This window comes from Serratia sp. NA_13, from assembly GCF_052691735.1.
Map to the genome: position 1 here is coordinate 1 of NZ_JBQZFV010000026.1, position 10,145 is coordinate 10,145.

Below are 10,145 nucleotides of genomic sequence, written 5' to 3' on the forward strand. Positions count from 1 at the left end.
CATCGAACGTGGTCAGGTACTGGCTAAACCAGGTTCTATCAAGCCACACACCAAATTCGACTCAGAAGTGTACATCCTGAGCAAAGAAGAAGGTGGTCGTCATACTCCATTCTTCAAAGGCTACCGTCCACAGTTCTACTTCCGTACAACTGACGTGACCGGTACCATCGAACTGCCAGAAGGCGTTGAGATGGTAATGCCTGGCGATAACGTGAACATGGTTGTTACCCTGATTCACCCAATCGCGATGGACGACGGTCTGCGTTTCGCAATCCGTGAAGGCGGCCGTACTGTAGGCGCTGGTGTTGTTGCTAAAGTTATCGCTTAATCGCGAATAATTTTTCGACACAAAAAGAGGGCACTTCGGTGCCCTTTTTTTATGCAATTTTTCCAAATCTTAATTGAAATAAAAAGCATTCCTATTTAGAATTACAGCATTGGTTAAGAAGTGAGTCCCTCTATGTATGTATGTCTGTGTAATGCCGTGACTGACAAAGCGATCCGCAAGGCCGTACGTCAGCACAATCCGCATACCATGAAACAACTGCGTGAACTTGTACCTATTGGTACCGATTGTGGAAAGTGCATTCGTCAGGCGAGACAGATTATGGTGGAGGAAAGCGGAACCATTATCCAAATGCACGAAGTTGCCTAACTAAAGGTAAGGTTATTTTTTGACTCTTGGCTTTCAGCTTCTACACTTTTAGAACTGGCCAGGAGGAGTTACCTATGAAAGGCGATAAAAAGATCATTGCTCACCTCAACAAACTGCTCGGCAACGAGCTGGTTGCCATCAATCAATATTTCCTGCATGCCCGAATGTTCAAGAACTGGGGGTTAACTCGTCTCAATGATAAGGAATACCACGAGTCGATCGATGAAATGAAGCATGCCGATCGTTACATCGAACGTATTTTGTTTTTGGAAGGTATCCCGAATTTGCAGGATCTCGGTAAGTTGAATATTGGCGAAGATATTGAGGAAATGCTGCGTTCCGATTTGGCCCTGGAGTTGGACGGCGCCAAAAGTCTTCGTGAAGGCATTGCTTATGCTGATTCCATCCATGACTATGTCAGCCGTGATTTGATGATAGAGATCCTGGCAGATGAGGAAGAGCATATCGATTGGTTGGAAACCGAACTTGATTTGATCGACCGCCTGGGTATTCAGAACTACGCACAAGCCCAACTTTAGTAATGTAAAACCTGATTCCCTACTTAGCGACAATGCTTCCCTGCCGGCATGTATTATCACCGGCAGGGCAGGGGAGAAGCCTCAACGCCTCATCTGATTTCCCCGCATACTATTGTACCTGGCTTTCCGAACCGCCATCTAAGACCTAAAACTGCAATAAATGTCGATATCCTGAGCATATTTCCATCCGTGCCTTGCTTCTCGCTCTGTTTTGCGTATAATGCGCGGGCTTACCTAATCTTGGTAAGCCTGATTTTAGCGAATCAGTCGATAGGCAAGTTCGTTTTGCCCTTCGAACAATACTCCCGATATGGGGGTTATATGTTGACGATTACACTCCCCCATCAATCGAAATGGGTGTGAGGAGTAATTATTTACGTTTATAAATAATTGGAGCTCTGGTCTCATGCAGAACCAAAGAATCCGTATCCGCCTGAAAGCGTTTGATCATCGTCTTATCGATCAATCAACCGCGGAAATCGTCGAGACTGCTAAGCGCACTGGTGCGCAAGTCCGTGGTCCGATCCCGCTGCCAACTCGCAAAGAGCGCTTTACCGTTCTGATCTCTCCGCACGTTAACAAAGACGCGCGTGATCAGTACGAAATTCGCACTCACAAGCGTCTGGTTGACATCGTTGAGCCAACCGAGAAAACCGTTGATGCTCTGATGCGTCTGGATCTGGCTGCTGGTGTAGACGTGCAGATCAGCCTGGGTTAATCAGGTCATTGAGCGATTGAGAGGTTGAAACAATGATTGGTTTAGTCGGTAAGAAATTGGGTATGACTCGTATCTTCACTGAAGATGGCGTTTCTATCCCAGTAACCGTGATTGAAATTGAAGCGAACCGCGTGACTCAGGTTAAAGACCTGGCTAACGACGGGTACCGTGCTGTGCAGGTTACTACCGGTAGCAAAAAAGCTAACCGCGTAACCAAGCCGGAAGCGGGCCATTTCGCTAAAGCTGGCGTTGAAGCTGGCCGTGGTCTGTGGGAATTCCGCACTGCTGAAGGTGAAGAATTTACTGCAGGTCAAAACATCAGCGTTGAAATCTTCGCTGAAGTTAAAAAAGTCGATGTTACCGGTACTTCTAAAGGTAAAGGTTTTGCTGGCACTGTAAAGCGCTGGAACTTCCGTACCCAAGACGCTACCCACGGTAACTCCTTGTCTCACCGCGTTCCGGGTTCTATCGGTCAGAACCAGACTCCGGGCAAAGTGTTCAAAGGCAAGAAAATGGCTGGCCACCTGGGTGACGAGCGTGTAACCGTTCAAAGCCTGGACGTAGTACGTGTTGACGCTGAGCGCAACCTGCTGCTGGTTAAGGGTGCTGTACCGGGCGCAACCGGTGGCAACCTGATCGTTAAACCAGCTGTGAAGGCGTAAGGGGATAGCAATGGAATTAGTATTGAAAGACGCGCAAAGCGCGCTGACTGTTTCCGAAACTACCTTCGGTCGTGACTTTAACGAAGCGCTGGTACACCAGGTTGTTGTTGCTTATGCAGCAGGTGCCCGTCAAGGTACTCGTGCTCAGAAGACCCGTGCTGAAGTAACTGGTTCCGGTAAAAAACCGTGGCGCCAGAAAGGTACCGGCCGTGCGCGTTCAGGTTCTGTAAAGAGCCCGATCTGGCGTTCAGGTGGCGTGACCTTTGCTGCGAAGCCTCAGGACCACAGTCAGAAAGTAAACAAAAAGATGTACCGCGGCGCGCTGAAAAGCATCCTGTCCGAACTGGTACGTCAAGATCGTCTGATCATTGTCGAGAAGTTCTCTGTAGAAGCGCCTAAAACTAAGCTGCTGGCACAGAAACTGAAAGATATGGCGCTGGAAGATGTGCTGATCGTAACCGGTGAACTGGATGAGAATCTGTTCCTGGCTGCTCGCAACCTGTACAAGGTTGACGTGCGCGATGTAGCAGGTATCGACCCGGTTAGCCTGATCGCCTTCGACAAAGTGGTTATGACTGCTGATGCTGTGAAGCAAGTTGAGGAGATGCTGGCATGATCCGTGAAGAACGTCTGCTGAAAGTGCTGCGTGCACCGCACGTATCTGAAAAAGCATCCGCTGCGATGGAAAAAACTAACACCATCGTTCTCAAAGTTGCCAAAGACGCGACCAAAGCAGAAATTAAAGCTGCAGTGCAGAAACTGTTTGAAGTCGAAGTCGAAGACGTTAACACCCTGGTAGTTAAAGGGAAAGTGAAGCGTCACGGTCAGCGTGTTGGTCGTCGTAGCGACTGGAAAAAAGCTTACGTCACCCTGAAAGAAGGCCAGAATCTGGACTTCATCGGCGGCGCAGAGTAAGTCGGAGGAGTAAGAACAATGGCAATTGTTAAATGTAAACCTACATCTCCGGGTCGTCGCCACGTTGTTAAAGTGGTTAACCCTGAGCTGCACAAGGGTAAACCTCATGCCCCGCTGCTTGAGAAACTGAGCAAAAGCGGTGGCCGTAACAACAATGGCCGTATCACCACCCGTCATATCGGTGGTGGCCACAAGCAACATTATCGTCTGGTTGACTTCAAACGCAACAAAGACGGTGTGGCTGCAGTGGTTGAGCGTCTGGAGTACGATCCGAACCGTTCCGCGAACATCGCGCTGGTTCTGTACAAAGACGGCGAACGCCGTTATATCCTGGCGCCGAAAGGTCTGAAAGCTGGTGACCAGATCCAATCTGGCGTTGATGCTGCAATTAAGGTAGGTAACGCCCTGCCAATGCGCAACATCCCAGTGGGTTCAACGGTTCATAACGTAGAAATGAAACCAGGTAAAGGCGGTCAAATCGCTCGCTCTGCTGGTGCCTACGTTCAGATCGTTGCACGTGATGGTTCCTACGTAACTCTGCGTCTGCGCTCAGGCGAAATGCGTAAAGTTCCAGTTGATTGCCGCGCCACCTTGGGTGAAGTCGGTAACGCTGAACATATGCTTCGCGTTCTGGGTAAAGCAGGTGCTGCACGTTGGCGTGGTGTTCGTCCTACCGTTCGCGGTACGGCGATGAACCCGGTAGATCACCCGCACGGTGGTGGTGAGGGTAAAAACTTTGGTAAACACCCAGTAACACCATGGGGCGTTCAGACCAAAGGTAAGAAAACCCGCAGCAACAAGCGTACTGATAAGTTCATCGTACGTCGCCGTAGCAAAAAATAATTAGAGGATAAGCCATGCCACGTTCTCTCAAGAAAGGTCCTTTTATTGACCTGCACTTGCTGAAGAAGGTAGAGAAAGCGGTGGAAAGCGGTGACAAGAAGCCTTTGCGCACTTGGTCCCGTCGTTCAACGATCTTTCCTAACATGATCGGTTTGACCATCGCTGTCCATAATGGTCGTCAGCACGTACCAGTGTTCGTTTCCGATGAAATGGTCGGTCACAAACTGGGTGAATTCGCGCCGACTCGCACTTATCGCGGCCATGCGGCTGATAAAAAAGCTAAAAAGCGCTAAGGTAGGAGGAAGAGATGGAAACTATCGCTAAACATCGCCACGCTCGTTCTTCTGCACAGAAGGTCCGCCTTGTGGCTGACCTGATCCGCGGTAAGAAAGTGTCGCAAGCTCTGGAAACTCTGGCCTACACCAACAAGAAAGCTGCTGGTCTGGTTAAGAAAGTGCTGGAGTCTGCCATTGCTAACGCAGAACACAACGATGGCGCTGACATCGATGATCTGAAAGTCACGAAAATCTTCGTAGACGAAGGCCCAAGCATGAAGCGCATTATGCCTCGTGCAAAAGGTCGTGCAGATCGCATCCTGAAGCGCACCAGCCACATTACTGTGGTTGTGTCCGATCGCTGAGACTCTGGAGACTAGCAATGGGTCAGAAAGTACATCCTAATGGTATTCGCCTGGGTATTGTCAAACCTTGGAACTCTACTTGGTATGCGAATACCAAAGAATTCGCTGACAACCTGGACAGCGACTTTAAAGTTCGCCAATTCCTGATTAAGGAACTGGCGAAAGCTTCCGTTTCTCGCATCGTTATCGAACGTCCTGCGAAGAGCATCCGTGTGACTATTCACACTGCTCGTCCAGGCATCGTTATCGGCAAGAAAGGTGAAGATGTCGAAAAACTGCGTAAGGTCGTAGCGAACATCGCTGGCGTTCCTGCGCAAATTAACATCGCCGAAGTCCGTAAACCGGAACTTGACGCTAAATTGGTTGCTGACAGCATCACTTCACAGTTGGAACGTCGCGTTATGTTCCGTCGTGCTATGAAGCGTGCTGTACAGAACGCAATGCGTCTTGGCGCTAAAGGTATCAAAGTTGAAGTAAGCGGCCGCCTTGGCGGTGCTGAAATCGCGCGTACCGAATGGTACCGTGAAGGTCGTGTTCCGTTGCATACACTGCGTGCGGATATCGATTACAACACATCTGAAGCGCACACCACTTATGGTGTAATCGGCGTTAAGGTATGGATCTTCAAAGGTGAGATCCTGGGTGGTATGGCTGCAGTTGAACAACCGGAACCGGCTGCTCAACCTAAAAAGCAGCAGCGTAAAGGCCGCAAGTAAGGAGAGTCGCTGATGTTACAACCAAAGCGTACAAAATTCCGTAAGATGCACAAAGGCCGCAACCGTGGTCTGGCGCAGGGTACGGATGTTAGCTTCGGCACTTTCGGTCTGAAAGCTGTTGGCCGTGGCCGTCTGACTGCTCGTCAAATCGAAGCAGCTCGTCGTGCAATGACTCGTGCAGTTAAGCGTCAAGGTAAAATTTGGATCCGTGTATTCCCGGACAAACCAATTACCGAGAAGCCGCTCGAAGTGCGTATGGGTAAAGGTAAGGGTAACGTGGAATATTGGGTTGCCCTGATCCAACCTGGGAAAGTCCTGTACGAAATGGACGGTGTACCAGAAGAGGTCGCCCGTGAGGCATTCAAGCTGGCTGCAGCTAAATTGCCGATCAAAACCACCTTTGTAACTAAGACGGTGATGTAATGAAAGCACAAGAGCTGCGTGAAAAAAGCGTTGAAGAGCTGAACACTGAGCTGCTCAACCTGCTGCGTGAGCAATTTAACTTGCGCATGCAGGCGGCAAGTGGCCAGCTGCAACAAACTCACCTGTTGAAACAAGTGCGTCGTAATGTCGCACGTGTTAAGACTTTACTGACTGAAAAGGCGGGTGTGTAAATGACTGATATTAACCGTACTCTGCAGGGTCGTGTTATTAGTGACAAAATGGAGAAATCCATGGTTGTTGCTATCGAGCGCACGGTGAAGCACCCGATCTACGGGAAATTCATCAAGCGTACGACCAAGCTGCACGTACATGACGAGAACAACGAATGTGGTATCGGTGACGTGGTAGAAATCCGCGAATGCCGTCCACTGTCCAAGACTAAGTCCTGGACGTTGGTTCGCGTTGTAGAGAAAGCGATTCTGTAATAGAGTAGCTGGCTCTAACTTATAAACGGCTCAGAAAATGAGCCGTTTATTTTTTCTACCCATACTTTGGAAGCGGTGTTATAATGCTGCGCCCTTGGTTATGGGGCTTTTCAACGATCTAGTAATAGGTCCTAAAGTTGTAGTTGACATTAGCGGAGCACTAACATGATCCAAGAACAGACTATGCTGACCGTGGCCGACAACTCCGGTGCACGTCGCGTAATGTGTATCAAGGTTCTAGGTGGCTCGCACCGTCGCTACGCAGGCATTGGCGATGTCATCAAAATTACCATCAAGGAAGCAATTCCTCGCGGTAAGGTGAAGAAAGGCGATGTGCTGAAGGCGGTAGTGGTGCGCACCAAGAAGGGTGTACGTCGCCCGGACGGTTCTGTCATTCGCTTCGATGGTAATGCATGCGTTATTTTAAACAATAACAGCGAGCAACCTATCGGTACGCGTATTTTTGGGCCGGTAACTCGTGAACTGCGTAATGAGAAGTTCATGAAAATTATCTCTCTGGCACCAGAAGTACTCTAAGGAGCGAAACATGGCAGCGAAAATCCGTCGTGATGACGAAATTATCGTGCTTACCGGGAAAGACAAAGGTAAACGCGGTAAAGTAAAAAATGTCCTGTCTGCTGGTAAGGTCATTGTTGAAGGTATCAACCTGGTTAAGAAACATCAGAAGCCGGTCCCGGCTCTGAACCAACCAGGTGGCATTGTTGAAAAAGAAGCTGCAATTCAGGTTTCTAACATTGCTCTCTTCAACGCGGCTACCGGTAAGGCTGACCGTGTAGGCTTTAGATTCGAAGACGGGAAAAAAGTCCGTTTCTTCAAATCTAACAGCGAAACTATCAAGTAATTTGGAGTAATACGATGGCGAAACTGCATGATTACTACAAAGACGAGGTAGTCAAACAACTGATGTCTCAGTTTGATTACAACTCTGTCATGCAAGTCCCTCGGGTCGAGAAGATCACCCTGAATATGGGTGTTGGTGAAGCGATCGCTGACAAGAAACTGCTGGATAATGCAGCAGCGGATCTGGCAGCAATCTCCGGTCAAAAGCCGTTCATCACCAAAGCACGCAAATCTGTTGCAGGCTTCAAAATCCGCCAGGGCTATCCGATCGGCTGTAAAGTAACTCTGCGTGGCGAACGCATGTGGGAGTTCTTTGAGCGACTGATTTCCATTGCTGTTCCACGTATCCGTGACTTCCGTGGCTTGTCCGCTAAGTCATTCGATGGCCGTGGTAACTACAGCATGGGTGTGCGTGAGCAAATCATCTTCCCAGAAATCGACTACGACAAAGTCGATCGCGTACGTGGTTTGGATATTACCATTACCACTACTGCGAAATCTGATGATGAAGGCCGCGCGCTGTTGGCTGCTTTTAACTTCCCGTTCCGTAAGTAAGGCAGGGTTACTGATGGCTAAGCAATCAATGAAAGCACGCGAAGTCGTTCGCGTGAAACTGGCTGAAAAGTACCGCGCTAAACGCGAGGAACTGAAGGCTATCATTTCTGGTGTGAACTCTTCCGACGAAGATCGTTGGGATGCTGTTCTCAAGCTGCAAACTCTGCCGCGTGATTCCAGCCCGTCTCGTCAGCGTAAACGCTGCCGCCAAACTGGCCGTCCACATGGTTATGTGGGCAAATTCGGGTTGAGCCGTATCAAGTTACGTGAAGCCGCTATGCGCGGTGAAGTACCAGGCTTGAAAAAGGCTAGCTGGTAATTACCAATTGAATCACGGGAGTAAAGACAGATGAGCATGCAAGATCCGATCGCGGATATGCTGACCCGTATCCGTAACGGTCAAGCCGCGAACAAAGTTGCGGTCACCATGCCTTCCTCCAAGCTGAAAGTGGCAATTGCCAACCTGCTGAAGGAAGAAGGTTTTATTGAAGATTTCAAAATCGAAGGCGACACCAAGCCTGTTCTGGAACTGGTACTGAAGTACTTCCAGGGCAAGGCAGTGGTAGAAAGCATTCAACGAATCAGCCGTCCTGGTCTGCGCATCTACAAGAAAAAAGATGCACTGCCAAAAGTTATGGCTGGTTTGGGTATTGCTGTTATTTCTACCTCTAAAGGTGTTATGACCGATCGTGCAGCTCGCCAAGCAGGTCTTGGTGGCGAGATTATCTGCTACGTAGCTTAATTCGGGAGGAAAGAATGTCTCGTGTTGCAAAAGCACCCGTCGTCATTCCTGCCGGCGTAGAGGTAAAACTCAACGGTCAGGTTATTTCGATTAAGGGTAAGAACGGCGAGCTGACTCGTACTGTCCACAACGCCGTTGAAGTGAAGCAAGAAGCTAACGCACTGACTTTCGCTCCGCGCGAAGGTTTTGCTAACGCATGGGCCCAAGCGGGTACTACGCGCGCTCTGCTGAACGCAATGGTTGTTGGTGTTACCGAAGGCTTCACCAAGAAGCTTCAACTGGTAGGTGTTGGTTATCGTGCTGCTGTTAAAGGCAACGTGGTGAATTTAGCCTTAGGCTTCTCTCACCCGGTCGATCACCAGCTGCCAGCAGGTATTACTGCTGAATGCCCAAGCCAAACTGAAATCGTGCTGAAAGGCGCTGATAAACAAGTTATTGGCCAGGTTGCTGCAGATCTGCGTGCCTACCGCCGTCCTGAGCCTTACAAAGGCAAGGGTGTCCGTTACGCCGACGAAGTCGTGCGTACCAAAGAGGCTAAGAAGAAGTAAGGTAACACTATGGATAAGAAATCTGCTCGTATCCGTCGTGCGACCCGCGCACGCCGTAAGATCAAAGAACTGGGTGCAACCCGCCTGGTGGTACATCGTACCCCGCGTCACATTTACGCACAGGTAATTGCTCCAAATGGTTCTGAAGTACTGGTAGCCGCTTCTACTGTAGAAAAAGCTATCACAGAGCAATTGAAGTATTCCGGCAACAAAGACGCAGCAGCAGCCGTAGGTAAAGCTCTGGCTGAGCGCGCGTTGGAAAAAGGGATCTCTAAAGTTTCCTTTGACCGTTCCGGTTTCCAATATCATGGTCGAGTCCAGGCACTGGCAGATGCTGCCCGTGAAGCTGGCCTTCAGTTCTAAGGAAGAGGTTTAAGATGGCTCACATCGAAAAACAAGCTGGCGAACTGCAGGAAAAGCTGATCGCGGTAAACCGCGTATCTAAAACCGTAAAAGGTGGCCGTATTTTCAGCTTTACCGCACTGACAGTAGTTGGTGATGGTAACGGTCGCGTTGGTTTTGGCTACGGCAAAGCACGCGAAGTTCCGGCAGCGATCCAGAAAGCGATGGAAAAAGCCCGTCGCGCTATGATTAATGTTGCTTTGAATAGCGGTACTCTGCAGCACCCTGTTAAAGGTGCTCACACGGGTTCTCGCGTGTTCATGCAACCAGCTTCCGAAGGTACCGGTATTATCGCCGGTGGTGCAATGCGCGCCGTCCTGGAGGTTGCAGGGGTTCATAACGTATTAGCTAAAGCATATGGTTCTACTAACCCGATCAACGTGGTTCGTGCAACTATTGCTGCTTTGGAAGATATGAAATCCCCAGAAATGGTCGCTGCTAAGCGTGGTAAGTCCGTCGAAGAAATTCTAGGGAAATAAC

The 10,145-nt window shown here is 49.5% G+C and carries 22 protein-coding genes; all 22 read left to right on the top strand.

Features of this window, described 5'->3' with window-relative positions; genetic code table 11:
- Positions 1–328, top strand: a 328-nt coding sequence (locus ACUTSU_RS22045; protein ID WP_445654731.1) for an EF-Tu C-terminal domain-related protein, incomplete at its 5' end; no start/stop codon positions are given.
- Between the two features lie 132 nt (positions 329–460).
- Positions 461–655: a bacterioferritin-associated ferredoxin gene (gene bfd, locus ACUTSU_RS22050; RefSeq protein WP_445652947.1), complete on the top strand. Its 195-nt coding sequence runs from the start codon at positions 461–463 to the stop codon at positions 653–655.
- 74 nt (positions 656–729) lie between these two features.
- Positions 730–1,194, top strand: a complete 465-nt coding sequence (bfr, locus tag ACUTSU_RS22055) for a bacterioferritin (RefSeq protein WP_099065725.1) — start codon at positions 730–732, stop codon at positions 1,192–1,194.
- 406 nt (positions 1,195–1,600) lie between these two features.
- Entirely contained in the window at positions 1,601–1,912 is a 312-nt protein-coding gene (gene rpsJ, locus ACUTSU_RS22060; protein WP_001181005.1) for a 30S ribosomal protein S10, read from the top strand.
- A gap of 32 nt (positions 1,913–1,944) precedes the next feature.
- Complete coding sequence (gene rplC, locus ACUTSU_RS22065; RefSeq protein WP_012147224.1) at positions 1,945–2,574, top strand: 50S ribosomal protein L3; 630 nt, start codon at positions 1,945–1,947, stop codon at positions 2,572–2,574.
- Between the two features lie 10 nt (positions 2,575–2,584).
- Complete coding sequence (gene rplD, locus ACUTSU_RS22070; protein ID WP_012147223.1) at positions 2,585–3,190, top strand: 50S ribosomal protein L4; 606 nt, start codon at positions 2,585–2,587, stop codon at positions 3,188–3,190.
- Positions 3,187–3,489: a 50S ribosomal protein L23 gene (rplW, locus tag ACUTSU_RS22075; protein WP_012147222.1), complete on the top strand. Its 303-nt coding sequence runs from the start codon at positions 3,187–3,189 to the stop codon at positions 3,487–3,489. The genes rplD and rplW overlap by 4 nt, the downstream gene beginning before the upstream one ends.
- An 18-nt stretch (positions 3,490–3,507) precedes the next feature.
- A complete protein-coding gene (gene rplB / locus ACUTSU_RS22080) occupies positions 3,508–4,332 on the top strand; it encodes a 50S ribosomal protein L2 (protein ID WP_099065724.1) in 825 nt (274 codons plus the stop codon).
- Positions 4,333–4,346: 14 nt separating this feature from the next.
- Positions 4,347–4,625, top strand: a complete 279-nt coding sequence (rpsS, locus tag ACUTSU_RS22085; protein WP_004929772.1) for a 30S ribosomal protein S19 — start codon at positions 4,347–4,349, stop codon at positions 4,623–4,625.
- 14 nt (positions 4,626–4,639) lie between these two features.
- Positions 4,640–4,972, top strand: coding sequence for a 50S ribosomal protein L22 (gene rplV, locus ACUTSU_RS22090; protein WP_004391423.1), 333 nt, complete (start codon positions 4,640–4,642; stop codon positions 4,970–4,972).
- Positions 4,973–4,989: 17 nt separating this feature from the next.
- On the top strand, positions 4,990–5,688 hold the full coding sequence (rpsC, locus tag ACUTSU_RS22095) for a 30S ribosomal protein S3 (protein ID WP_012147220.1): 699 nt from the start codon (positions 4,990–4,992) through the stop codon (positions 5,686–5,688).
- Between the two features lie 12 nt (positions 5,689–5,700).
- Complete coding sequence (rplP, locus tag ACUTSU_RS22100; protein WP_004951171.1) at positions 5,701–6,111, top strand: 50S ribosomal protein L16; 411 nt, start codon at positions 5,701–5,703, stop codon at positions 6,109–6,111.
- Positions 6,111–6,302 carry a 50S ribosomal protein L29 gene (rpmC, locus tag ACUTSU_RS22105; protein ID WP_004951169.1) on the top strand — a complete coding sequence of 64 codons (192 nt, stop codon included), beginning with the start codon at positions 6,111–6,113 and terminating at the stop codon, positions 6,300–6,302. Before rplP ends, rpmC begins: the two co-directional genes overlap by 1 nt.
- Complete coding sequence (gene rpsQ, locus ACUTSU_RS22110) at positions 6,303–6,557, top strand: 30S ribosomal protein S17 (RefSeq protein WP_012147219.1); 255 nt, start codon at positions 6,303–6,305, stop codon at positions 6,555–6,557.
- 165 nt (positions 6,558–6,722) lie between these two features.
- Positions 6,723–7,094 (top strand): 50S ribosomal protein L14, encoded by a 372-nt coding sequence (gene rplN / locus ACUTSU_RS22115; protein ID WP_004951161.1) that lies wholly within the window; start codon positions 6,723–6,725, stop codon positions 7,092–7,094.
- Between the two features lie 10 nt (positions 7,095–7,104).
- A complete protein-coding gene (rplX, locus tag ACUTSU_RS22120; protein ID WP_004951158.1) occupies positions 7,105–7,419 on the top strand; it encodes a 50S ribosomal protein L24 in 315 nt (104 codons plus the stop codon).
- 14 nt (positions 7,420–7,433) lie between these two features.
- Positions 7,434–7,973, top strand: coding sequence for a 50S ribosomal protein L5 (gene rplE / locus ACUTSU_RS22125; protein WP_004951155.1), 540 nt, complete (start codon positions 7,434–7,436; stop codon positions 7,971–7,973).
- Positions 7,974–7,986: 13 nt separating this feature from the next.
- On the top strand, positions 7,987–8,292 hold the full coding sequence (rpsN, locus tag ACUTSU_RS22130) for a 30S ribosomal protein S14 (protein WP_012147218.1): 306 nt from the start codon (positions 7,987–7,989) through the stop codon (positions 8,290–8,292).
- A gap of 30 nt (positions 8,293–8,322) precedes the next feature.
- A complete protein-coding gene (gene rpsH, locus ACUTSU_RS22135) occupies positions 8,323–8,715 on the top strand; it encodes a 30S ribosomal protein S8 (protein WP_004951149.1) in 393 nt (130 codons plus the stop codon).
- 14 nt (positions 8,716–8,729) lie between these two features.
- On the top strand, positions 8,730–9,263 hold the full coding sequence (rplF, locus tag ACUTSU_RS22140; protein WP_012147217.1) for a 50S ribosomal protein L6: 534 nt from the start codon (positions 8,730–8,732) through the stop codon (positions 9,261–9,263).
- A 9-nt stretch (positions 9,264–9,272) separates the two neighbouring features.
- Entirely contained in the window at positions 9,273–9,626 is a 354-nt protein-coding gene (gene rplR / locus ACUTSU_RS22145; protein ID WP_037425856.1) for a 50S ribosomal protein L18, read from the top strand.
- A 14-nt stretch (positions 9,627–9,640) separates the two neighbouring features.
- A complete protein-coding gene (gene rpsE / locus ACUTSU_RS22150) occupies positions 9,641–10,144 on the top strand; it encodes a 30S ribosomal protein S5 (RefSeq protein WP_004951140.1) in 504 nt (167 codons plus the stop codon).
- Position 10,145 lies beyond the last annotated feature (1 nt).

Bases quoted from the DNA above. Each gene is read 5' to 3' on its own strand.
- rpsE (WP_004951140.1), top strand. From the start codon at position 9,641: ATGGCTCACATCGAAAAACAAGCTGGCGAACTGCAGGAAAAGCTGATC.
- rplF (WP_012147217.1), top strand. From the start codon at position 8,730: ATGTCTCGTGTTGCAAAAGCACCCGTCGTCATTCCTGCCGGCGTAGAG.
- rplR (WP_037425856.1), top strand. From the start codon at position 9,273: ATGGATAAGAAATCTGCTCGTATCCGTCGTGCGACCCGCGCACGCCGT.
- rplX (WP_004951158.1), top strand. From the start codon at position 7,105: ATGGCAGCGAAAATCCGTCGTGATGACGAAATTATCGTGCTTACCGGG.
- rplW (WP_012147222.1), top strand. From the start codon at position 3,187: ATGATCCGTGAAGAACGTCTGCTGAAAGTGCTGCGTGCACCGCACGTA.
- rplP (WP_004951171.1), top strand. From the start codon at position 5,701: ATGTTACAACCAAAGCGTACAAAATTCCGTAAGATGCACAAAGGCCGC.
- rpsQ (WP_012147219.1), top strand. From the start codon at position 6,303: ATGACTGATATTAACCGTACTCTGCAGGGTCGTGTTATTAGTGACAAA.
- rplN (WP_004951161.1), top strand. From the start codon at position 6,723: ATGATCCAAGAACAGACTATGCTGACCGTGGCCGACAACTCCGGTGCA.
- bfd (WP_445652947.1), top strand. From the start codon at position 461: ATGTATGTATGTCTGTGTAATGCCGTGACTGACAAAGCGATCCGCAAG.
- rpsJ (WP_001181005.1), top strand. From the start codon at position 1,601: ATGCAGAACCAAAGAATCCGTATCCGCCTGAAAGCGTTTGATCATCGT.
- rplC (WP_012147224.1), top strand. From the start codon at position 1,945: ATGATTGGTTTAGTCGGTAAGAAATTGGGTATGACTCGTATCTTCACT.
- bfr (WP_099065725.1), top strand. From the start codon at position 730: ATGAAAGGCGATAAAAAGATCATTGCTCACCTCAACAAACTGCTCGGC.
- rpsH (WP_004951149.1), top strand. From the start codon at position 8,323: ATGAGCATGCAAGATCCGATCGCGGATATGCTGACCCGTATCCGTAAC.
- rplV (WP_004391423.1), top strand. From the start codon at position 4,640: ATGGAAACTATCGCTAAACATCGCCACGCTCGTTCTTCTGCACAGAAG.
- rplD (WP_012147223.1), top strand. From the start codon at position 2,585: ATGGAATTAGTATTGAAAGACGCGCAAAGCGCGCTGACTGTTTCCGAA.
- rpsC (WP_012147220.1), top strand. From the start codon at position 4,990: ATGGGTCAGAAAGTACATCCTAATGGTATTCGCCTGGGTATTGTCAAA.
- rpsS (WP_004929772.1), top strand. From the start codon at position 4,347: ATGCCACGTTCTCTCAAGAAAGGTCCTTTTATTGACCTGCACTTGCTG.
- rpmC (WP_004951169.1), top strand. From the start codon at position 6,111: ATGAAAGCACAAGAGCTGCGTGAAAAAAGCGTTGAAGAGCTGAACACT.
- rplE (WP_004951155.1), top strand. From the start codon at position 7,434: ATGGCGAAACTGCATGATTACTACAAAGACGAGGTAGTCAAACAACTG.
- rpsN (WP_012147218.1), top strand. From the start codon at position 7,987: ATGGCTAAGCAATCAATGAAAGCACGCGAAGTCGTTCGCGTGAAACTG.
- rplB (WP_099065724.1), top strand. From the start codon at position 3,508: ATGGCAATTGTTAAATGTAAACCTACATCTCCGGGTCGTCGCCACGTT.